Annotated in this window: 18 protein-coding genes; 16 read left to right on the top strand and 2 right to left on the bottom strand. The window is 63.2% G+C overall.

Annotated elements, in window-relative coordinates:
- Positions 1 to 207 precede the first annotated feature (207 nt).
- From rpoH to hutH, 7 genes are all read left to right on the top strand, one after another.
- Complete coding sequence (gene rpoH, locus ACW5W7_RS19080; RefSeq protein WP_456502728.1) at positions 208 to 1,062, top strand: RNA polymerase sigma factor RpoH; 855 nt, start codon at positions 208 to 210, stop codon at positions 1,060 to 1,062.
- A 139-nt stretch (positions 1,063 to 1,201) separates the two neighbouring features.
- Positions 1,202 to 1,858, top strand: a complete 657-nt coding sequence (gene can, locus ACW5W7_RS19075) for a carbonate dehydratase (RefSeq protein WP_349920686.1) — start codon at positions 1,202 to 1,204, stop codon at positions 1,856 to 1,858.
- Between the two features lie 11 nt (positions 1,859 to 1,869).
- Entirely contained in the window at positions 1,870 to 2,574 is a 705-nt protein-coding gene (gene hutC / locus ACW5W7_RS19070; protein WP_456502727.1) for a histidine utilization repressor, read from the top strand.
- A gap of 155 nt (positions 2,575 to 2,729) precedes the next feature.
- Complete coding sequence (gene hutI / locus ACW5W7_RS19065) at positions 2,730 to 3,977, top strand: imidazolonepropionase (protein ID WP_456502726.1); 1,248 nt, start codon at positions 2,730 to 2,732, stop codon at positions 3,975 to 3,977.
- Positions 3,970 to 4,908: a formimidoylglutamase gene (gene hutG, locus ACW5W7_RS19060; protein WP_456502725.1), complete on the top strand. Its 939-nt coding sequence runs from the start codon at positions 3,970 to 3,972 to the stop codon at positions 4,906 to 4,908. Before hutI ends, hutG begins: the two co-directional genes overlap by 8 nt.
- Before the next feature lie 45 nt (positions 4,909 to 4,953).
- The gene (gene hutU / locus ACW5W7_RS19055; RefSeq protein ID WP_456502724.1) at positions 4,954 to 6,666 is read left to right on the top strand and encodes a urocanate hydratase; all 1,713 of its coding nucleotides are present in this window, start codon (positions 4,954 to 4,956) and stop codon (positions 6,664 to 6,666) included.
- The gene (gene hutH, locus ACW5W7_RS19050) at positions 6,659 to 8,191 is read left to right on the top strand and encodes a histidine ammonia-lyase (RefSeq protein ID WP_456502723.1); all 1,533 of its coding nucleotides are present in this window, start codon (positions 6,659 to 6,661) and stop codon (positions 8,189 to 8,191) included. The genes hutU and hutH overlap by 8 nt, the downstream gene beginning before the upstream one ends.
- A 95-nt stretch (positions 8,192 to 8,286) precedes the next feature.
- Here the strand turns inward: hutH and ACW5W7_RS19045 are convergent, their stop codons facing one another.
- Entirely contained in the window at positions 8,287 to 9,384 is a 1,098-nt protein-coding gene (locus ACW5W7_RS19045; protein ID WP_456502722.1) for a calcium:proton antiporter, read from the bottom strand.
- 787 nt (positions 9,385 to 10,171) lie between these two features.
- Between ACW5W7_RS19045 and ACW5W7_RS19040 the strand changes: the two genes are divergently transcribed.
- Entirely contained in the window at positions 10,172 to 12,100 is a 1,929-nt protein-coding gene (locus ACW5W7_RS19040) for an EAL domain-containing protein (RefSeq protein WP_456502721.1), read from the top strand.
- 52 nt (positions 12,101 to 12,152) lie between these two features.
- Here the strand turns inward: ACW5W7_RS19040 and ACW5W7_RS19035 are convergent, their stop codons facing one another.
- On the bottom strand, positions 12,153 to 13,088 hold the full coding sequence (locus ACW5W7_RS19035; protein WP_456502720.1) for a 1-aminocyclopropane-1-carboxylate deaminase/D-cysteine desulfhydrase: 936 nt from the start codon (positions 13,086 to 13,088) through the stop codon (positions 12,153 to 12,155).
- Between the two features lie 68 nt (positions 13,089 to 13,156).
- On the opposite strand from ACW5W7_RS19035, the gene ACW5W7_RS19030 reads away from it, so the two are divergent.
- The 8 genes from ACW5W7_RS19030 to mshE all read left to right on the top strand — a co-directional run bounded on the left by ACW5W7_RS19030 (position 13,157) and on the right by mshE (position 21,375).
- Positions 13,157 to 14,020 (top strand): MSHA biogenesis protein MshI, encoded by an 864-nt coding sequence (locus tag ACW5W7_RS19030; protein ID WP_456502719.1) that lies wholly within the window; start codon positions 13,157 to 13,159, stop codon positions 14,018 to 14,020.
- Between the two features lie 94 nt (positions 14,021 to 14,114).
- Positions 14,115 to 14,708 (top strand): PilN domain-containing protein, encoded by a 594-nt coding sequence (locus tag ACW5W7_RS19025; RefSeq protein WP_456502718.1) that lies wholly within the window; start codon positions 14,115 to 14,117, stop codon positions 14,706 to 14,708.
- Complete coding sequence (gene pilO / locus ACW5W7_RS19020; RefSeq protein ID WP_349920697.1) at positions 14,708 to 15,355, top strand: type 4a pilus biogenesis protein PilO; 648 nt, start codon at positions 14,708 to 14,710, stop codon at positions 15,353 to 15,355. The genes ACW5W7_RS19025 and pilO overlap by 1 nt, the downstream gene beginning before the upstream one ends.
- A gap of 1 nt (position 15,356) precedes the next feature.
- Positions 15,357 to 15,713, top strand: a complete 357-nt coding sequence (locus tag ACW5W7_RS19015; protein ID WP_456502744.1) for a SctD/MshK family protein — start codon at positions 15,357 to 15,359, stop codon at positions 15,711 to 15,713.
- A gap of 69 nt (positions 15,714 to 15,782) precedes the next feature.
- Positions 15,783 to 17,459: a pilus (MSHA type) biogenesis protein MshL gene (gene mshL / locus ACW5W7_RS19010; protein ID WP_349920698.1), complete on the top strand. Its 1,677-nt coding sequence runs from the start codon at positions 15,783 to 15,785 to the stop codon at positions 17,457 to 17,459.
- Positions 17,460 to 17,592: 133 nt separating this feature from the next.
- Positions 17,593 to 18,483, top strand: a complete 891-nt coding sequence (locus ACW5W7_RS19005; RefSeq protein WP_456502717.1) for an ExeA family protein — start codon at positions 17,593 to 17,595, stop codon at positions 18,481 to 18,483.
- Positions 18,480 to 19,634, top strand: a complete 1,155-nt coding sequence (locus ACW5W7_RS19000; RefSeq protein ID WP_456502716.1) for a tetratricopeptide repeat protein — start codon at positions 18,480 to 18,482, stop codon at positions 19,632 to 19,634. The genes ACW5W7_RS19005 and ACW5W7_RS19000 overlap by 4 nt, the downstream gene beginning before the upstream one ends.
- Before the next feature lie 28 nt (positions 19,635 to 19,662).
- Complete coding sequence (gene mshE / locus ACW5W7_RS18995; RefSeq protein ID WP_456502715.1) at positions 19,663 to 21,375, top strand: MSHA fimbrial ATPase MshE; 1,713 nt, start codon at positions 19,663 to 19,665, stop codon at positions 21,373 to 21,375.
- The last annotated feature ends 1 nt before the right edge of the window (position 21,376 follow it).

Raw genomic sequence — 21,376 nt, 5'->3', positions numbered from 1 at the left:
TGGACTTAGCATGCTACTTTTCAGGGGTCCTTTACTGTGACCCCTTTTTTTTGATTGTTCATTTATGATTCATCCCCCAGTCCTAAGATAAGCCGGGTTCGCGCTGTGGCCGCCGATGTTTGATTCAGGCCCCAGAATGGCATCCGGTCAGTAGACAGACCCTCTCAGGGTGTTAGACTGATTCGATTGAAAAGTAAGAGGTAGAACATGGGAACTTCATTGCAACGCACTATGGCCCTGATCCCGCAAGGTAGTCTGGAAGGCTATATCCAGGCAGTTAACTCGATTCCTGTGCTGAGCGCAGAGGAAGAGTGTGAACTGGCGACGCGTTTGCAGCAGGGTGGCGATCTCGAGGCTGCCCGTCAGCTGGTCATGTCTCACCTGCGTTTTGTTGTTCACGTGGCCAAGAGCTATGCCGGCTATGGTCTGCCCCAGGCCGATCTGGTGCAGGAAGGCAATATCGGCCTGATGAAGGCCGTCAAGCGCTTCGACCCGAGTGTCGGCGTGCGTCTGGTCTCCTTCGCCGTGCACTGGATCAAGGCCGAGATCCACGAATATGTGCTGCGCAACTGGCGCATGGTCAAGGTGGCGACCACCAAGGCCCAGCGCAAGCTCTTCTTCAACCTGCGCAAATCCAAGAAGCGTCTGGGCTGGTTCAGCCATGACGAGGTGCAGGCCGTTGCTGCCGAGCTGGGCGTGTCTCCGTCCGACGTGACCGAGATGGAAGCGCGGATGAGCAACTACGATCAGGCCTTCGATCTGGTCGGCGACGATGAAGACGAGGGTGGCTTCGCCCCGGTTCACTATCTGGAAGACAAATCTTCCGATCTCGCTGCCACCATCGAGAACGACAACTGGGACAACCACGCCACCCGTCGTCTGAGTGCGGCTATGGCGACCCTGGATGAGCGCAGCCAACACATCATCCGCGCTCGTTGGCTGGATGAAGAGAGCAAGACCACGTTGCAGGAGCTGGCCGATACCTATGGCGTCTCCGCAGAGCGGGTGCGTCAGCTCGAGAAGAATGCGCTCAAGAAGCTGAAAGATGCCATGGATGCCTGAGGGCACTCCCGAGACGAAGCAGGGCCTGATGGCCCTGTTTTTGTATCTGCGTTACCAGCTCGGATCAGTGGTGACGCTGTGCCCCCAATGGCCTTGAATGTGTTATGTTGCCGTCGTTAACACTCTAGGGAGAGTTGAAGTGAAACTGTTAAACGACTTGTTTACCAATAACCGCGAGTGGGCGGAGCAGATCAAGGCCGAGGATCCCGAGTTCTTCGCGACCCTTTCCGCCCAGCAGGCGCCTGAATATCTCTGGATCGGTTGCTCCGACAGCCGGGTGCCCGCGAACCAGCTGATGGGGCTGTTACCGGGGGACGTGTTCGTTCACCGCAACGTCGCCAACCTGGTGGTACACACCGACTTCAACTGCCTCTCCGTGCTGCAATATGCGGTCGAGGTGCTCAAGGTGAAACACATCATCGTCTGCGGCCACTACGGTTGTGGCGGTGTGCTGGCCGCCATGAAGAACACTGAGCTGGGCCTCATCGACAACTGGCTACGTAACATCAAGGATGTCTACTTCAAGTACCGTGAGCAGCTCGATGCCATCGAAGACGAGCACGAGCGCCACGACTACCTGTGCGAGCTGAACGTGGCCGAGCAGGTGGCCAACGTCTGCCACACCACCATCATCCAAAACGCCTGGCGCAAGGGGCAGGAACTGGCGGTGCACGGCTGGATCTACGGGATCAAGGACGGCCTGCTGCACGATCTGGATCTCTGCATCAGCGGCCCGGATCAGATTGCCGACGTCTACCGCGCCTGGCCGGACACCCGTCCGCCCCGCCGCCGCTGAGGATCCCGTCTTTGGCTCCAGCCCTCTATCTGCAGATCAAGCAACATATCCTCGACGGGATCCGCGAACGCCACTATCAGGCGGGGGACAGGATCCCGACCGAGGCGGCCCTGTGTGAGCAGTTTGCCGTGAGCCGGATGACGGTCAACAAGGCACTGCGGGAGCTGGTGGCCGAAGGTTGGCTGGTGCGTACCGCCGGTTCCGGCAGCTTCGTGGCGGACAGACGGGCAGAATCCCCGCTGCTGGCCATTCGCAATATCGCCGACGAGATCACCGAGCGGGGCAGCCAGTACAGCGCCCGGGTTATTCGTCTGCAGCGCCAGGTTGCCGACGAGAAGGTGGCGGTGCGGCTCGGGTTGCGGGTGGGGGCACCCACCTTCCACAGCCTCATCGTCCATCAGGCGGATGGGGAGCCGTTGCAGCTGGAGGAGCGTTTCGTCGATGCGGAGCGCCTGCCGGACTATGGCGGTCAGGACTTCACTCGCCAGACCCCGAACAGCTATCTGATGGAAGTCTGCCCTCTCTCGGAGATGGAGCATGTGGTGGAGGCCGTGTTGCCGAGCGCCGGTGAAGCGGGGTTGCTGCAGGTGCGGGTCGATACACCCTGCCTGCTGCTGCACAGGCGTACCTGGTCGGACGGTTATCTGGTTTCCTACGCCAGATTGCTGTCACCCGGTTCTCGCTACAAGTTGAGTTCAAAGACTCAACTCAGCTAGCTGTATATACAAATAGTACTAAACAAGCCCACCCATCCGGTGGGCTTTTTTGTGCCTAAACTCTAATCAACAGGCTGTTATCAAGATGTGAAATAGATCCTATCTTTCTCGTTCGAGATCGGCTATAAATTATTGTATATACATTTGAGGTCGCTATGAACAAGGAACTGTTGAACTGCGAGCGGGTCTGGCTCAACGTGACGCCCGCCACCCTGCGCCCGGATCTGGCGGACTACGGCCTGCTGGAACCCCATGCCCTGGGGATCCATGACGGCAAGATCCACGCCCTGGTGCCCATGCAGGACCTTCCCCTCGTCAGCAAGGGGCCCTATCCGGCTCACTGGCGCGATATGAAGGGCCGGCTGGTCACGCCGGGCCTCATCGATTGCCATACCCATCTCATCTTTGCCGGCAGTCGCGCCGAGGAGTTTGAACAGCGTCAGAAGGGTGTGCCCTATGCCGAGATTGCCCGCAAGGGGGGCGGTATCCTCAGCACGGTGCGGGCCACCCGCGCCGCCAGCGAGGATCAGCTTTATGAGCTGGCACTGCCGAGGATCAAGTCCCTGATCCGGGAAGGGGTCACCACGGTGGAGATCAAGTCCGGCTATGGCCTCACCCTGGCGGATGAGCTCAAGATGCTGCGGGTTGCCCGCAGATTGGGGGAGTTGCAGCCCATCCGGGTCAAGACCACCCTGCTGGCGGCCCATGCGGTGCCTCACGAGTATCGCGATGATCCCGACTCCTGGGTGGAGACCATCTGCCAAGAGATCATCCCGGCCGCCGCCGAGGCGGGGCTGGCGGATGCGGTGGACGTCTTCTGCGAGCACATCGGTTTCTCCCTTGCCCAGACCGAGCAGGTCTATCTGGCGGCCAATCAATACGATCTCGCGGTGAAGGGGCACATGGAGCAGCTCTCCAACCTGGGGGGCAGCACGCTCGCCGCCCACTTCGGCGCGCTGTCGGTGGATCATCTGGAGCATCTGGACTCTGCCGGGATCCAGGCGCTTGCCCACCGCGGGGTGGTCGCAACCCTGCTGCCCACTGCGTTCTACTTCCTGAAAGAGACCAAGCTGCCCCCCGTCGAGGCGCTGCGCCGGGCCGGGGTGCCCATGGCGGTCTCCTCCGATATCAACCCGGGCACGGCTCCCATCGTCTCTTTGCGCATGGCCATGAACATGGCGTGCACTCTGTTCGGTCTGACGCCGCTCGAAGCCATGGCCGGGGTGACCCGCCATGCGGCCAGGGCTCTCGGCGAGCAGGAGCGGCTGGGCCAGTTGAGAGTGGGCATGCAGGCCGATTTCCTCGTCTGGAACTGTGCCCATCCGGCAGAGATCAGCTATCTCGTCGGTGTCGATCAGCTGGTCTGCCGGGTATTCAACGGCGAGGAGACGCTTCATGGATAAGCACTATCCGGTCGACATGTCGGTCTGGCAGGGGCGTCAGGATCCGGAAGATGGCGAGCTGGCACGACGCTGGCATGACAACGTCTTGCCTTGGCAAGAGGACGCAGCTCCCGGTGTGGCCCTGGTGGGTTTCGCCTGCGACGAAGGGGTGCGCCGCAACAAGGGGCGAGTGGGCGCCGCTGCTGCGCCTCAGGCTATCCGCAAAATGTTGGCCAACAGCGCCTGGCATCTGAGCCAACCGGTTTACGACAGCGGGGATCTGGCCTGTGAAGACGGCGATCTCGACGTCGCCCACGACCGGCTGGCAGAGCGGGTTGCCCGTCTGCTGGGTGAGGGACATTTTCCGTTGGTGCTCGGCGGGGGGCACGAGGTGGCCTTTGGCAGCTGGAGCGGCCTCAATCGTCATCTGGAGCAGCAGGGGAGAGTGGGGATCATCAACCTGGATGCTCACTTCGACCTGCGCATGAAAGGGGAGCAGGCGAGCTCCGGCACCCCCTTCTTCCAGATTGCCGAGCAGTGCGCCGCCCAGGGCTCGGCGTTCCACTACGCCTGCCTCGGAGTGGCGGAGACCGCCAACACGGCGGCGCTCTTTGCCAGAGCTCAGGCATTGGGGGTCTGGCACGTATTGGATGAGGCCATGACCCCGTCCGAGCTGCCCGAGTTGCTGAACGGGCTGGACGCCTTTATCTCCCGCTGCGATCACCTCTATCTCACCATCGATCTCGATGTGCTGCCGGCGGCCGTGATGCCGGGAGTGAGCGCTCCCGCCGCCCGTGGGGTCGAGCTGGCAGTCATCGAACCCCTGATCGCCCATATCCGGGCCAGCGGCAAGCTCAGGCTCGCCGATCTGGCCGAGTACAACCCGAGTCTGGATCAGGACAACCGCAGCGCCCGCGTGGCCGCGCGTCTGGTCCACCAGTTAACCAAGTAGCGATGCGCCGCATCGCCTGACCGTATCGATAAACAAGGAGTGTCTATGTCTGTACAACATCAGGATCCCCGCCACGATCCGAACCGCGTGATCCGCGCCCCGCGCGGCACCGAGCTGACCGCCAAGAGCTGGCTCACCGAGGCGCCCCTGCGGATGCTGATGAACAACCTGGATCCGGAAGTGGCCGAGCATCCCCAGTCTCTGGTGGTGTACGGCGGCATCGGACGCGCCGCCCGCAACTGGGCCTGTTACGACAAGATCGTCGAGGTGCTGACGCGGCTGGAGGAGGATCAGACCCTGCTGGTGCAATCCGGCAAGCCGGTCGGGGTGTTCCAGACCCACAAGGATGCGCCCCGGGTGCTGATCGCCAACTCCAACCTGGTGCCCCACTGGGCGAACTGGGAACACTTCAACGAGCTCGATAAGAAGGGCTTGATGATGTACGGCCAGATGACTGCCGGTTCCTGGATCTACATCGGCACCCAGGGCATAGTCCAGGGCACCTACGAGACCTTCTTCGCGGTGGCGAACCAGCACTTCGACGGCAAGCCGGCGGGTCGCTGGATCCTGACCGGTGGCCTCGGCGGCATGGGCGGCGCCCAGCCCCTGGCGGCCACCATGGCGGGCTTCTCCATGATCGCGGTGGAGTGCGACGAGACCCGCATCGATTTTCGCTTGAAGACCCGTTATGTGGACAAGAAGGCTCACAGCCTGGACGAGGCGCTGGCCATGGTCGAGGAGGCCAAACGCAGCGGCACTGCCGTCTCCGTCGGCCTGCTCGGCAACGCTGCCGATGTGTTCGCCGAGCTGGTGGCCCGTGGCATCACCCCGGACGTGGTGACCGACCAGACCTCCGCCCATGACCCCATTCACGGCTACCTGCCTCAGGGCTGGAGCGTTTCCCAGTGGCGTGAGCTGCAAAAAACCGCGCCCCAGGAGGTGAACCAGGCCGCCCGCCACTCCATGGCCCGTCAGGTCGAAGCCATGCTGACCCTGCAGGCCCGCGGTGCCGCGACGCTGGATTACGGCAACAATATCCGCCAGATGGCGCTGGAGGAGGGGGTGAAGAACGCCTTCGACTTCCCCGGCTTCGTGCCCGCCTATATTCGCCCGCTGTTCTGCGAAGGGATAGGCCCGTTCCGCTGGGTGGCCCTGTCCGGGGATCCGGAGGATATCTACAAGACGGATCAGAAGGTGAAAGAGTTGATCCCGGACGATCCTCATCTGCACAACTGGCTCGACATGGCCCGCGAGCGCATCGCCTTCCAGGGTCTGCCGGCACGGATCTGCTGGGTCGGGGTCAAGGATCGGGTGCGTCTCGGTCTTGCCTTCAACGAGATGGTGAAAAACGGCGAGCTGAAGGCCCCCGTGGTCATCGGTCGCGATCACCTGGACTCCGGCTCGGTGGCGAGCCCTAACCGTGAAACGGAATCCATGATGGATGGCTCGGATGCGGTTTCCGACTGGCCCTTGCTCAACGCCCTGCTCAATACCGCAGGCGGTGCGACCTGGGTCTCCCTGCACCACGGTGGTGGCGTGGGCATGGGCTTCTCCCAGCATTCCGGCGTGGTGATCGTCTGTGACGGCACGGATGATGCCGCCAAGCGGGTCGGCCGGGTGCTGCGCAACGATCCGGCTACCGGTGTGATGCGTCATGCGGATGCAGGCTACGAGATCGCCATCGATTGTGCCCATGAGGCGAAACTGGATCTGCCCATGCTGACTTCAGCTGGCAAAGGGGTGAAACAAGATGTTTGAACTCAATCTATTGCCCGGTGAGCTGACCCTCGCCACCCTGCGCCGCGTCAGCCGCGAGCCGGTTCATATCAGCCTGGATCCGTCCGCCAGACCCGCCATTGAAGCCTCGGCTGCGGTCGTGACCAAGGTGATCGAGCAAAACCGCGTGGTCTACGGCATCAACACCGGTTTCGGTCTGTTGGCGAACACCCGCATCCCGGTGGAGCAGCTCGATGAGCTGCAACGCTCCATCGTGCTGTCCCACGCGGCGGGGATCGGCGAGTACATGGATGACGCCACCGTGCGGCTGATGATGGTGCTCAAGGTCAACTCCCTGGCCCGCGGCTTCTCCGGGATCCGGCTGGACGTGCTGCAGGCCCTGATGCGGCTCATCAATGCCGAGGTCTATCCCGTGGTGCCGAAGAAGGGTTCAGTCGGTGCCTCTGGCGATCTGGCTCCCCTGGCCCATATGAGCTGTCTGCTCATCGGTGAGGGCAAGGCCCGCCACAAGGGGGAGCTGCTGGATGCCGCTGCCGCGCTCAAGATTGCGGGGCTGTCACCCATCTCCCTGGCTCCCAAAGAGGGGCTGGCCCTGCTCAACGGCACCCAGGCCAGCACCGCCTTCGCGCTGGAGGGCTTGTTCCACGCTGAGGATCTCTACGCAGGCGCCATCACTATCGGTGCCATGAGCGTGGAAGCGGCACTCGGCAGCCGCCGTCCGTTCGATGCCCGTATCCACGCGGTGCGCGGCCAGCGCGGCCAGATCGACGCGGCTGCCTGCTATCGCCATCTGCTGGTGGATGGCAGCGAGATCGGCATGTCCCACCACAACTGCGAGAAGGTGCAGGATCCCTACTCCCTGCGCTGCCAGCCCCAGGTGATGGGGGCCTGTCTGACCCAGATCCGTCAGGCTGCCGAGGTGCTGGTGTGCGAGGCCAATGCGGTTTCCGACAACCCTCTGGTGTTTGCCGATGACGAGGAGATCCTCTCCGGCGGCAACTTCCACGCCGAGCCCGTGGCCTTCGCCGCCGACAATCTGGCACTGGCCATCGCCGAGATAGGATCGCTTTCCGAGCGGCGCATGGCGCTGCTGATCGACTCCCGCATGTCCGGTTTGCCGGCATTTCTGGTGAACAACGGCGGGGTGAACTCGGGCTTCATGATTGCCCAGGTCACCTCGGCGGCGCTGGCCTCCGAGAACAAGACCCTGGCCCACCCGGCCTCGGTGGACAGCCTGCCTACTTCGGCGAACCAGGAGGATCACGTCTCCATGGCCACTTTCGCCGGTCGCCGTCTGGCGGACATGGCCGAGAACACCCGCGGCATCCTGGCCGTCGAATTGCTGGCGGCGGCCCAGGGGTTGGATTTCCGTGCACCCCTGCGCAGCACCGAACTCATCGAACTGGCCAAGGGCCGGCTGCGTGCAGAAGTCAGCTTCTACGACAAGGACAGATACTTCGCCCCGGACATTGAAGCCGCCGTCGTCCTGCTGGGCCGTGCCAGCTATAACGATCTGATCCTGGCCGGGGTACTGCCCAGTCTCTAAGCTGCTTTCTCCCTCTTTCTTTCTTGATTGGAGAGGGGAAGAGAGCCCCATAACAAAAGACCGCCTCGAGGGCGGTCTTTTCATTGTTGGTCGGGTCAGCTCCGCTCGAACATCAGGAACAGGTAGACCACGAACAGCACCAGATGGGTGGCGCCATGGAGGGCATTGGTACGGCCGCTGCTGAAGGTGACCTTGCAGACCATGAGGGTGGTGATGAGCAGCACCATGTCGGCGGCAGAGAGGCCGAGGCGGACCTCCTGATCTATCAGGGTACCGATGAACAGCACGGCGGGCACGGTGAGTGCTATGGTGGCCAGCACGGAACCGAAGTAGAGGTTCATGGCGCGCTGCAGCTGGTTGTTGAAGGCGGCCTTGATGGCGCCAACGGCCTCGGGGGCCAGCACGATACAGGCGACGATGAAGCCCCCCAGCGCGGCTGGCGCATCCATCACATGGACCCCGTGATTGATGGGGATGGCGAGGGTCTTGGCCAGCAGGATCACCACCACCAGGTAGGCGAGCAGCAGCAGGGTGTGGTAGACGTTGCTCTGCAGCGGGCCGTGGTGCTCTTCATGATCCTCGTGATCGCTGTCGACGAAGAAGTGGCTGTGGCTGCGGGTCTGGATCAGCAGGAAGACGCCGTAGAGCAGGATGGAGATGATGATCAGCATCCAGGACATGGCACGGGACATGCTGCCAAGGTTGCCCCCTTCGGTGAAGTTCGGCAGCACCAGACAGAGCAGCGCCAGAGGGATGATGGCCACCAGGTAGGATTTCACGCCGTCGAGGTTGAAGCTCTGGGTGTGGTAGCGCCAGCCTCCGAACAGCAGGGTGAAACCCACCAGGCCGTTGGTGACCAGCATCACCACGGCGAACATGGTGTCTCGCGCCATCTCGGGGTTGGGTTTGCCGGTCAGCATGACGGAGGAGATCATCACCACTTCGAGGGAGATGACCGACAGGGTCAGGATCAGGGTGCCAAAGGGTTCGCCCAGCTTGATGGCCAGGGCATCGGAGTGTCGCACGACGGAGAAGATGGCCCAGGTGACGATGGCGAGCAGGGCCAGGGAGACCGGCAGATAGATGGCAAGGGGAGTGGCCTCCGTCAGCAGATCGCTGCCTTGTGTCTTGAAGAACAGCAGGGTCAGCAGGCTGACGGGCAGGGCAAGCTCTTGCCGGATAAATGACTTCATAGGCGGTAGTTCTCATCTCGGGTCGGCGGTGACCGACGGGGACAGGACAGTCCGTCATGGACCATGGCGAATTCGCACATGATAAGGGTAGTTGCCGGCAGGACGCAGCATTTTTCCCGCGGGATCTGTGCAAAATCCGCTGGTGGGCATGCGTTGCGGCGTATCCGCGGGTGGGCAACAAAGTGGCGCTATCCCGCAGCCAGGAGGACAGTGTCATTGCCAGGGGGCAAATGGAGAGTTGATGGGGGCGGGGAGGACTCATTACCGCAAGCTGAGTCGAGAAGTGAGGCGTTTCACATCAACCTGCTTGAACATGGAGGCGCAACATCAAGGCGGCTCACCCTGGTTCATTAGTTGTTTCAATTTGATAAATGCAAAAAATCTTTGAGTGTTTAATTGCTAAGTCATTGATAAATTATGGTTTAGTCGCATTTAGTGGTTAAGATTCAATCGTGAACCTGTCATAAGTGACAATTGTCCAGCTTATCCGAACTGGTTTAGAGTAGCCCCGCGGTTTGACTCACCGTGTGTTCAATACTCCTGTATCTATTTTTGTCAGTAGCACAGAGTGTTAGTTTTGATATTGAGTGTTTCTTTTGGTCCCCTCTGCGGGACCATTTTTCTGCCCGCTTTTCCCCTCTCATCCGTCTGCTGTCTGGCCTGCACCGTCAACGCTCGTCTCCTTGCCGCCATTTAATTACGAAGCGGGATCTTCATCCATAGGCGGGTTTTGGCCAAGGCTGATACCATGATGCCCTAATGGATGCCGTCGGCTACGGAAAGACACATGAAACTGACCACTCAACTCGTCTCTTTTATTACGCTGTGCGTGATCCTGGCCATGACCATGGTGCTGCTCGGCGGGGTGTTCAGCTTTCGTCAGATGGGGATGGAGCTGCAGCAGAACCGGGTCGACTCCCTGGTGGAGATCATCGACAAGCAGGTGGGGGCCGCCGACGATCCCCAGGATCTGGCCCGCTGGCTGCCCTCCCTGCTGCGTGCCTCCCACGTGGTCGAGCTGGAGATCCGCCAGGACAAGCAGCGGGTCTACTGGTTTCGCGATGTGCAACAGCAGACCGACGAGAGCCTGCTGATCCCCTACAGCAAGGCGATCCCCCATCAGAGCGGCATGCGGGCCGAGTTCAAGCTGGAGCGGCCGTTCAAGGAGTTTGAATACTCCATGCAGGCCATGTCCGGTATCTCCCTCGGGGTGACCATAGTCGTGTTCGGGCTCTGGTACTCCATTCGCTGGCTGCGGCTGCAACTGCGCGGGGCCGAGCTCCTGGCCGAGCGGGCCCAGCTTATTCTGGATGGCAAACTCGGCAAGCTGGCTCACGATCCGGCCGACGAGTGGCCCGTCTCCGCCAGCCAGGCACTCAATCATCTGCTGGCGGATCTGGCCGATGCCCGCAAGGAGCGCAGCCGCTTCGACAACTTCATCCGCAGCAATGCCTTCGTCGACAAGGTGACCGGCATTGGCAACCGCCTGTTCTTCGACAACCGGATGGAGAGCGCCATCATGGAGGCGAGCGTGATCAGCGGTGGTGTCATGCTGATCGAACTGGCCGGGCTGGAGGAGCTGGATCCCGAACTGACGGGGCGCCCCAGCCAGGAGCTGCTGATGGAGGCGAGCGCCTCCATCGGTACCTTCGTGCGCAAGCACAGCGGCGCTCTTCAGGCCCGCTATGCCGGCCAGGTGTTCGCCGTGCTGTTGCCCAACATGTCAGAGAGCGAGATGGTCGATGGCGCCGGCCAGCTGCTCAAGAGCCTGCAGCGCCTGCATTGGCCGGAAGCGGTCAACGTCGAAACCGCCATTTATCTCGGCGCGGTCTGCTATCAGGCACAGGATTCACTGCTCAAGGTGCAGGAAGAAGCAGAACTGGCGCTCAAGAGTGCCCGCTTGCAGGGCCACAGTGGTTGGTTCCTGTTCGAGAAATCCCTGGATGAGGAGGGGAGCAGCAAGGGGACGGTACGCTGGCGGACCCTGATCACCCGTCGCATCGAGGAGCAGGGGATCCACTTCTATCTGCAACCTGTCCAGCAGGAGCAGGATCAGGTGATCTTGCAGCAGGAACTGCTGATCCGCATCCAGGATGAACATGAGCGGGAGCTGCAGGCCGGGGTCTTCATGCCGATGGCGGAGAAAGCCGGGCTGCTGTTGCCGCTGGACAAACTGGTGGTCGCCCGCACCTTGCGTCTGCTGCGCCAGCGCCCGGAAGGCGGTTGCCCCATCAGCCTCTCCCTCTGTGCCCAGAGCCTGCTCAACCGGGAGTTCCAGCGCGAGCTCTTCTTCGACCTGTTCCAACTGCCGCGCAGCACCAACCAGACCCTGGTGTTGCAGTTGTCGGAGGCCCAGGTGACCCGTCACTACGAGGCCCTCAAGCGACCGCTGCGGGCACTGCGCATGCTGGGTTGCCAGCTGGCTATCGATCATGCGGGCCAGGATGTGGTGAGCACCCAATACATCAAGGAGTTCGAGATCAACTTCCTCAGGTTGCACCCCAGCCTGGTGCGGGAGATCCACCTGCGTCAGGTCAACCAGATGGCGGTGCGCAGCCTGGTGGGGGGCTGTGCCAATACCCAGACCCGGGTGATTGCGGTGGGGGTGGAGAGTGGCGACGAGTGGAAGATGTTGCGCCACCTTGGCGTGCATGCGGGGCAGGGACCCTGGTTCGCCGAGCCCAGCCGGCTGCCGGCGGAAGCCGCCAGCGTCTGAACCGTCTCGGCGGCGTTACCTTCTCAAGGGCCCGCCATGTCTGGGGCAACCTTCAGAGGCGACCCTGCTCTCTCAGGCCTGCCAGCCCCTGCAGACCGCCGGTGTGGATGAAGACAATCTCGCTGCCACGGGGAATGTGACCCGCCGCCAGCTCCCGAAACAGTCCCCAGATCGCCTTGCCGCTGTAGATGGGTTCCAGCGGCAGGCCGGTCTGGGCACCGAATGCCTGCACCCACTGCCACATCTCCCGGCTGAATCTGGCATAGCCTCCGTCGTGGTGATCCAGTGCGATGCGCCAGCCCGAGGTGCTGGCGGCCGGGGGATGAAGCCGGCACACCTCGTCATGAATGAAGGCGCCACCCTTGAGCACGGCGATGGCCAGTATCTGTTCCGCTTCCCGTTTGCCCGCAACCAGCCCCGCGAGGGTACCGCCACTGGCGCAGGGCAATACCCAGAGATCCGGCGAGAAGGGCACCTCGGCCACCAGTTCGGCCACGCCGGGAATGGCCAGGGGGCTACTTCCCCCTTCGGGGACAATCAGGGTATCTTGGGTCTCAAACTGAGCCAGCCATTCGGGGTCCTGGCGTCGCCGGTAGCTCTGTCGGTCCACGAACTGGAGGGTCATGCCCCACTCGCTGGCGGCTCGAAGGGTGGAGTTGCTGACTGAGTCGGCTTCACCGCGTATGATGCCCGTGGTGCGCAGTCCGGCGCGGTGGCCCGCCGCCGCCAGTGCATGGATGTGATTGGAGTAGGCACCACCAAACGAGAGCAGGTGATGTTTCCCCTCCCGCTTTGCCTGCAACAGATGGTATTTGAGCTTTCTCCATTTGTTGCCGGAGAGGGTCGGGTGGATGAGATCGTCCCGTTTGCACCAGAGCCTGACCCTGTGGACATCCAGCAAGGGATGCTGAACGGGGTACAGAGGGGAGGGGATGAGGGGCGCCTCGGTCTGGGGCAGCGCAGTGCCCTGCCATGCATCATCTTTCATAAATATGGAAGCTAATAGCCTGTTTATGTTAAGGTTTAATCCGTTTCACGCAGCCAGGACCGGTCTCGATGAAATCACTTTTCCGTCGTTCGCTTCCCAGCCATCAGGTCGGACTCCTGTTGGCCAGCGATCGCATCCTGCTGGCCTGTGTGGAGCCACGCCCCCTCTTCATCAGCCGTGCCATCAATGGCCCCCACGAGTGGGCCCAGGCCATGGGCGAGCTGTTCGGCCAGCATGGGCTGGCCAAGTCTAAGGTGCGGGTGGCGCTGGCCGCCAGCCTTTATCAACAGATCCAGATAGACAAACCCGCCGTGCCCGATGCCGAGATGGCGGGGGCCCTGCCCTGGGCCATCAAGGATTTCGTCAACGAACCCGTGCTCCAGCTTGCCATGGACTATGTGGACCTGCCGACCCCGCCGGCCGGCCGGCCCAGGGTCAATGTGATCTGCCTGCCCAAGAGCCGGGTGCAACAGTTGGCGGATGCCGTCAACGGGGTGGCGCGGCTGGACGCCATCGTCAGCGACGAGCTGGCCATGACGGCCCTGTACGAGGCGGATCAGACGGTGCGTATCCTGCTCTGGCAGCCAAAGGGGCAGGATCTGCAACTGCTGGTGTTTCATCAGGGGGGGCTCTGCTTCTCGCGCCAGTTGCGCGGCTTCGGCAGCCTCACCGGCGGCCAGGAGCCGGATCCCGATCTGCTCGATGGGTTGGCCCTCGAGATCCAGCGCTCCATCGACTATCTCGCCGGCCAGCTCAAGCTGCCTGAGCCCGGCCAGATGCAGCTCGCCATCGCCTCCTCCTCCATTGGCCATCTGGTGCGTCATCTGGAACAGGCCTTCGGCTTCCCAGTGTCTGCCATGGCCAACAAGGCGGTCCTTGCCGGGGTTGAGTATCTCTCGGCCTACGGTGCCGCCCTGGGAGGTGAGCGATGATGCAGGCTGTCAATTCATCGACCCTGAACGGCACATGCCCGGCCGGAGTTGAGTCTCTTTTGACTTGTGGCGCAGCCCTGGGCAGGTGCGAATGATGAAGCGTCATATCAACCTATACGGGGCCGAGTTCAGGCCCAAGCGCCAGTGGGCCAGCCTCAACCAGATGGCCTTGGCCTGGGGCAGTGCCCTGCTGCTGCTGCTCGTCGTCGCTGCCTTCTATGGCTGGCAGCAACAGGGGGTCAGCCGCGAGCTGGGACAACTGCGGGTGGCGCTCGATGTCAAACGCGGGGAAGCCCAGCGCCTGGACGCCGAGCTTGCCCGCCATCAGGCCGATACCCAGTTGCAACAACAGCTGGTCAGCCGGCAGGAGGAGCTGAGTGCCAGGCAGGGGCTGATGCAGCAGCTTGGCTACCTCTCCTTGCAAAAATCCCAGGGTTACGCCGGCTTGATGGCGGATCTCGCCCGCCTGCGGGATGCCCGTCTCTCCCTGCAACGGATCGAGATCAGCGAGGGGCACATCAACCTCTCCGGCTTCGCCGAGCGCAGTCAGGATGTGCCCGCCTGGGTGAACCGTTTCAAACAGACGCCGTCCCTGGCGGGCAAGCAGTTCGGTGAGCTGACCCTGAGCCGGGACAAGGAGGGCCAACTGGCCTTCCAGCTCAGCGGCATCGAGCAGGAGAAGCCCTGATGGAGTTGAAAGCACAGTGGCAGGCATGGGCCCAGAAAGTGGCCGCCCTCAGCTTGCGAGAGCGGGTACTGATCCTGCTGACCGGCCTGGTGCTGGCCGGGGCCATCGGGATCTACGGCTGGCTGGATGCGGCCGACACCCGGCTGAGCCAGGATCGCGCCGCCCTGACCGCCGCCCAGCGGGATCTGGAGATCCTCGACCTCGAGAATCAGGGCAAGCAGGCCAGGCTGGCACGGGATCCCAATGCTCAGGTGCGTGAGCAGCTGGCGCGGGTAGACGCGGATCTCGCCAGGCTGGATGCCGAGCTCAAGGCCCAGACGGTGGATCTGATCCCGGCCCGGGAGATGCCCGCCGTGCTGGAGGCCCTGCTGTCCCGCTCCGCCAATCTGCACATGCTGTCCCTGACCTCGCTTAAACCTGAACCCCTGATGGCGGGAGAGCAGAAGGTCAACCTGTTCAGACACGGGATCCGTCTCCAGCTGGAGGGGGGTTACTTCGATGTCTACCAGTATCTGAAGGCGCTGGAGGCATTGCCCCGTCACTTCTATTGGCAGAGGTTCGACTACAGGGTGGAGGAACACCCCAAGGCCGCGGTGATGATGGAGATCTACACCCTCAGCACCAGCAAGGAGTTTATCCGTGGCTAACATGCTGATAAATAAAAACAATATTCCATGGATGTCAGGCTCGGCCTGGTGTCTGCTGTGGACCTGCCTGCTGAGCCCCCTGGCCCTGGCCGAGGTATTGCAGGATCCGACGGCCCCGCTGGCGGGAATGAGTGCCGGCAAGGGGGCGAACCCGTCCGCCACGGCCGGCGTGCCGAGGCTGCAGAGCATCATCATCGGCAACGGTCCCGCCCTCGCGGTGATCAATGGCCAGAGCTACCGGGTCGGTCAGCGGATAGAGGGTTACCAGCTGGTCGCCATCAGCGCCGATGCCGTGGTATTGGAGAAGGGTGGCAAGCGTCAGTCGCTGACCCTGTTTGGTAGCAAGATACGGATGTAAATCGGCACCGTGCGGGATGTCATGGGCCGGGTTTGTCGAGTTTAATTGCGAGTCAGGTGCGCTAATTACATGAAAAAACACCATTTCTGTCTGCTTCCCCTCGCGTTGGCGGTAGCGGGTTGCACAACCTACAAGCACCCTGAGCCGGTGCAGGCCAAGGATGCCCTCAAGCAGGCCATGGCGGAGCAGGCTCCGACCACCCCTCTGACGACCTTGCCCCCCTCGGTGCAAAGCGAGCTGCTGCAGCTCAATCGCCCCCAGCAGCCGATGGCCATCCCCGAGAAACGGCTGCGGATCGCGGCCCATGACGTGGATGCGGTCGAGTTCTTCGGCTCCCTGTTCAAGGGCTCCCGCTACAGCGTGGCGGTGCATCCCGGGGTGGCGGGTTCCATCTCGGTGGAGCTCAAGGATGTGACCCTGCAGGAGGCCCTCGCCACCGTGGGGGACATGTACGGCTTCGATGTGCAGCGCAAGGGCAACGTGTTCCACATCTATCCCGCCGGTCTTCGCACCGAGACCATCCCGGTTAACTACCTGATGATGGCCCGCCGTGGCCTCTCCCGCACCTCGGTCAGTACCGGCGGCGTGACCGCGAACGACAACAACAATAACGGCAATAACAACAACTTCGACAACGGCCTGAACAACAGCGGCAACAACAACTTCGGCTCCTCCGACAACGGTGACAACAACACCAACAGTAACGGCACCCGGATCGAGACGGACAGCAACAACGACTACTGGACCGATCTGAGGGACTCCCTGCAGACCCTGGTCGGCAACGGTGAAGGCCGGGCCATCATCACCAGCCCTCAGGCCGGCCTGGTGACGGTGCGGGCTTACCCCAAGGAGCTCAAGGCGGTGCGCGAGTTCCTCGAGCAATCCGGTGAACACCTCAAGCGCCAGGTGGTGCTGGAGGCGCGGATCCTCGAGGTCTCCCTCAACGAAGGCTACGAGCAGGGGGTGGACTGGAGCGGCCTCTCCGCCAGCTGGGATGGTGGTAAGGGGATCACCGGCGGCGGTTCCTTGCTGAAAAGCCCCATCGCCAGCACCCCGAACCAGATCTTCCGGGCTCTGGGAGGCGGTGCCGGCTTCACCATCTCGGACGGCAACTTCAACGTGGCGGTCAGCCTGCTCAAGACCCAGGGGGACGTGAACACGCTCTCCAGCCCCCGGGTGACTGCGACCAACAACCAGAAGGCGGTGATCAAGGTGGGGACGGATGAATACTTTGTCACCAACGCCTCCACCACCACCACTACCTCGGGCAACTCCGCGCCCATCGTCACCCCCAACGTGGAGCTGACCCCCTTCTTCTCCGGCATCGCCCTGGACGTGACGCCGCAGATCGATGAGGCGGGCCGGGTGTTGCTGCACATCCACCCCTCGGTCATCGACACCGAGGAGCAGAGCAAGACCATCAACGTCGGCACCGCCGCTCCTCTGGTGCTGCCGCTGGCCAAGAGCTCCATCCGCGAGTCGGATACCGTGGTGCAGGCCAACAACGGTGACATCGTCGTCATCGGCGGTTTGATGAAGACCGACAAGCAGGAGATCGTCAGCAAGGTGCCCCTGCTCGGCGACATCCCCTGGGTCGGTGAAGCCTTCACCAACCGCCGCGAGAGCACCAAGAAGGTGGAGCTGGTGATCATGCTCAAGCCCACCGTGGTGGAGAAGGGCACCTGGCAGAACGAGTTGCAGCGCTCCTCCGAACTGCTCGACAAGTGGTACCCGCCCAAGGGCTAAGCCATGAGAGTGCAGCGACTCGCTTCTTCCGCCTCCCGGCCCCGGGAGGCCTCATGTACCTGAGCCACTTCGGCCTGCGGGGGAATTCCTTTGGCCTGAGCCGCGCTGGCCGTGAAGGGTGCGGGGAGGCCTCATGTACCTGAGCCACTTCGGCCTGCGGGAGGCGCCCTTCGCCCTCACCCCGAACACCAGCCTCTACTACGGCCTGCCGCCCCATGAAGAGGCCCTGCAGGTGCTGAACTGGGCGCTGGCCCAGGGGGAGGGGTTCATCAAGGTGACCGGCGAGGTGGGCACCGGCAAGACCCTGCTGTGCCGCAAGTTGCTGACCGAGCTCGGCTCGGAGGCGCAGCCCGTGCGTCTGGCCTGGCTGCCAAACCCCCACCTCAACCCCGCCGAGCTGCGCATCGCCCTGGCGCTGGAGCTGGGTCTGGCGGTACGGGATGGCAGCGAGCTGGATCTCACCGATCGCATCCATCGCCATCTCATCGCTCTGCACCAGCAGGGTCAGCGGGTGGTGGTACTGATCGACGAGGCCCAGGCCTTGCCGGACGACACCCTGGAGGCGATCCGGCTGTTCGGCAACCTGGAGACGGAGTCCTGCAAGTTGCTGCAGATCGTGCTGTTCGGCCAGCCCGAGCTGGATGCCCGCCTGGCCAAGCCCCATCTGCGCCAGCTGCGCCAGCGCATCGGCTTCTCCTACTGCCTGCGGGCCCTGTGCCTCGACGAGACCCGTGCCTATGTGGAGCATCGACTGCACGCCGCCGGTTATCGCGGGGCATCCCTCTTCGGTCGGCGCGCCCTGCGTCTGCTGTGGCGAGCGTCTCGCGGGGTGCCGCGCCTCATCAACGTGCTGGCCCAGAAGTGCCTGATGCTGGCCTATGGCCGGGGTGAGCGGCAGATAGGCGGCAAGCTGATGCGCCTCGCCATCCGGGATACCGAGGATGCCAGCCACTTTTCATTCATCCGCTGGTGGCCGCTGCTGTTGCTGCTGGGCGGAGCCCTGGCTTATGGAGTCTGGTCATGAGCGTGATCAATCAGATGCTCAAGGATCTGGAGCAGCGTCAACCGGGGGAGGGAACCGCCGTCTACGTGGCGCCCCCTCGCCAGCAAGGCTGGTGGATGCTGGCATTGACCCTGATGTGCGGACTGGCACTCGGGATCCTTGGTTGGCGCACCTGGATCTACTGGCAGCAGAGCCATCAGGCAGAGACTCCTGCTGCCTTGGCCGCCATTTCACAGCCAGTCAGCGCAGTGGAATCTGCACCGGCAGCATCTTCCGCTGCCAAAACGCTGGCCGGTGTGCCGATGTCGGCAGCCGCCAGCACCGCTGAGCCGCCGGAAGCGGAAGGCGAACTAGGCGTCCCGGCAGCCCTGGCGCTGGCCACGACTCGGAGCGAAATGGACGAGGCCGACGGGGAGGCGCTTCCCCCGGCGGATGAGGGGATCGACCCCAGCGGGGATGCACTGCTGGCCGAAGGCGAGACGGTGCCGAGCGACGAAGAGTTGCAACCGGATCTGCAGGCCGAACTCGCAGCCGAGCGGGAGGCGGCGGCTCCGCCCCGCAAGCCCGGGGTGCTCAGGATTGAACAGGTGGACCTCTCCGAGCCGGAGCTGGCGACCCTGGCCGAGCGCAAGGCCACCACGGCCATGGCCAAGGGGGATATGCGGGCGGCGCAGGACAACTACTACCAGGTGCTGGTGCACGATCCCCACAACCAGGGGGCCCGCGAACAGCTGGCGGCGCTGCTCTACGGCGAGGGGCGCCTGAACGAGGCGAACCAGGTGCTGGAAGAGGGGCTCAGACTGGAGCCGCGGCAGGCCGATTTTCGCCTGCTGCTGGCGCGGGTGGCCATCAGTGCCGGGGATCGCCGGAAGGCGCTGGACTGGCTGGCCGGTTATCAGCCGGATCTTGCCGCCAACCTCGATTACTACGCCACCTGGGCCGGCTTGACCCAGGAGCTGGGACAGAATGCCCAGGCGGCGGATCTCTACGTCAAGTTGCTGCGCCAGCAGCCGGATCAGGGTCGCTGGTGGCTCGGTCTCGGCGTGGCGGAGGATGGCCAGGGCCATCGCCAGCAGGCACTGGATGCCTATCGCAATGCCCAGTTGCACGGCAACCTCGGCGAAGCCTCCAGCCAGTGGCTGGATCAGCGCATCGCCCAACTCGCCCCCTAGGGGCAGTGTTCACTTTTTCGGAGTAGCCATGGCACAACCCAGACTGAAAATGCGGCTCGGCGACCTGCTGGTGCAAGAGCAGATCATCTCCGATGACCAGCTCCAGCTCGCCCTGCAGCAGCAGCGGCAGACCGGCCGCAAGCTGGGGACCACCCTCATCGATCTTGGCTTCATCAGCGAGGTGCAGTTGCTGCAATTCCTCGCCCGCCAGCTGGATGTGCCCTTCTTCGACCTCAACAATCTCACCATAGACGCGGCAGCCGTGGCCCTGTTGCCCGAGGTGCAGGCCCGTCGCTACCGGGCGCTGGCGGTGAACCAGAGCGATGACAAGGTGACGGTGGCCATGTCGGATCCTGCCGACCTCAGCGCCCTCGACGCCATCGCCGCCCTGCTGAGCCCGCGCGAACTGGTGCTGGCGGTGGCGCGGGAAGGCCAGCTGCTGGAGTATTTCGACCGCCTCTACCGGCGCACCCGGGAGATTGAAAACTTCGCGGTGCAGCTGCACGAGGAGCATCAGGATACGGGCTTCGAGCTCGGGGCCAGCAACCTCAACGGCGGGGCCGACGAGGGGGAGGCGACGGTGGCCAAGCTCTTGCGCTCCCTGTTCGAGGACGCGGTGCAGGTCGGGGCATCGGACATCCATATCGAGCCGGACGAGAAGGTGCTGCGCATCCGCCAGCGGATCGACGGCATCTTGCACGAGAACGTGCTGAACGAGGTGCGCATCGCCCAGGCGCTGGTGCTGCGCCTCAAGCTGGTGGCCGGGCTCGACATCTCCGAGAAACGGCTGCCCCAGGATGGCCGCTTCAACATGAAGGTGCGCGGGCGCGACGTGGACGTGCGGATGTCGACCATGCCGGTGCAGTACGGGGAATCCGTGGTGATGCGTCTGCTGGATCAATCCTCCGGCATCTTGTCGCTGGCGGATACCGGCATGCCGCCGGCGATCCTGACCCGCTTCCGGCGTCAGCTCAAACGCCCCCACGGCATGATCCTGGTGACGGGCCCCACGGGGAGCGGCAAGACCACCACCCTGTATGGCGCCCTCTCCGAACTCAATCAGGCCAGCCACAAGATCATCACGGTGGAAGACCCGGTGGAATACCGGTTGCCACGCATCAACCAGGTGCAGGTCAACGCCAAGATCGGCCTCACCTTCTCCCAGGTGCTGCGCTCCACCCTGCGCCAGGATCCGGATATCCTGCTGGTGGGGGAGATGCGGGACAACGAGACGGTGGAGATCGGTCTGCGCGGCGCCATCACCGGTCACCTGGTGCTGACCACCCTGCACACCAACGACGCGGTGACCAGTGCCCTGCGCCTCATCGACATGGGAGCCCCCGGCTATCTGGTGGCGAGTGCGCTGCGGGCCGTGGTGGCCCAGCGCCTGGTGCGACGGGTGTGCGAGCACTGCGTCGAGGTGAGCCCGCCGGACGAGGGGCAGGCCACCTGGCTCTCCGTGCTCTCCGGCGAGGCGCCGGGCCAGCATGTCTATCACAAGGGGCGTGGCTGCCAGAGTTGCAACTTCACCGGTTATTCCGGCCGGATCGGGGTCTACGAGCTGCTGGAGCTGGATCAACCCATGATGGATGCCCTGCGCCGCAACGATGCGGAGGGCTTCGCCCGGGCGGCGCGCGAACACGAGCACTACCGGCCCCTGGCCCTGACGGCACTGGACTACGCCCGCGAGGGGATCACCTCGGTGGACGAGGTGCTCAGGCTCGCGGAGGATCTGGGCTAAG

The sequence above is a fragment of the Aeromonas intestinalis genome, from assembly GCF_054052485.1.
Note: the sequence above shows the minus strand (reverse complement) of the source record. Positions and strands in the feature narration are given on the sequence as shown.

What these genes read in the sequence shown, in the direction of transcription:
- rpoH (WP_456502728.1), top strand. Translation starts at nt 208, where the DNA reads ATGGGAACTTCATTGCAACGCACTATGGCCCTGATCCCGCAAGGTAGT.
- hutI (WP_456502726.1), top strand. Translation starts at nt 2,730, where the DNA reads ATGAACAAGGAACTGTTGAACTGCGAGCGGGTCTGGCTCAACGTGACG.
- hutG (WP_456502725.1), top strand. Translation starts at nt 3,970, where the DNA reads ATGGATAAGCACTATCCGGTCGACATGTCGGTCTGGCAGGGGCGTCAG.
- hutU (WP_456502724.1), top strand. Translation starts at nt 4,954, where the DNA reads ATGTCTGTACAACATCAGGATCCCCGCCACGATCCGAACCGCGTGATC.
- hutH (WP_456502723.1), top strand. Translation starts at nt 6,659, where the DNA reads ATGTTTGAACTCAATCTATTGCCCGGTGAGCTGACCCTCGCCACCCTG.
- ACW5W7_RS19045 (WP_456502722.1), bottom strand. Translation starts at nt 9,384, where the DNA reads ATGAAGTCATTTATCCGGCAAGAGCTTGCCCTGCCCGTCAGCCTGCTG.
- ACW5W7_RS19040 (WP_456502721.1), top strand. Translation starts at nt 10,172, where the DNA reads ATGAAACTGACCACTCAACTCGTCTCTTTTATTACGCTGTGCGTGATC.
- ACW5W7_RS19035 (WP_456502720.1), bottom strand. Translation starts at nt 13,088, where the DNA reads ATGAAAGATGATGCATGGCAGGGCACTGCGCTGCCCCAGACCGAGGCG.
- ACW5W7_RS19030 (WP_456502719.1), top strand. Translation starts at nt 13,157, where the DNA reads ATGAAATCACTTTTCCGTCGTTCGCTTCCCAGCCATCAGGTCGGACTC.
- ACW5W7_RS19025 (WP_456502718.1), top strand. Translation starts at nt 14,115, where the DNA reads ATGAAGCGTCATATCAACCTATACGGGGCCGAGTTCAGGCCCAAGCGC.
- pilO (WP_349920697.1), top strand. Translation starts at nt 14,708, where the DNA reads ATGGAGTTGAAAGCACAGTGGCAGGCATGGGCCCAGAAAGTGGCCGCC.
- ACW5W7_RS19015 (WP_456502744.1), top strand. Translation starts at nt 15,357, where the DNA reads ATGCTGATAAATAAAAACAATATTCCATGGATGTCAGGCTCGGCCTGG.
- mshL (WP_349920698.1), top strand. Translation starts at nt 15,783, where the DNA reads ATGAAAAAACACCATTTCTGTCTGCTTCCCCTCGCGTTGGCGGTAGCG.
- ACW5W7_RS19005 (WP_456502717.1), top strand. Translation starts at nt 17,593, where the DNA reads ATGTACCTGAGCCACTTCGGCCTGCGGGAGGCGCCCTTCGCCCTCACC.
- ACW5W7_RS19000 (WP_456502716.1), top strand. Translation starts at nt 18,480, where the DNA reads ATGAGCGTGATCAATCAGATGCTCAAGGATCTGGAGCAGCGTCAACCG.
- mshE (WP_456502715.1), top strand. Translation starts at nt 19,663, where the DNA reads ATGGCACAACCCAGACTGAAAATGCGGCTCGGCGACCTGCTGGTGCAA.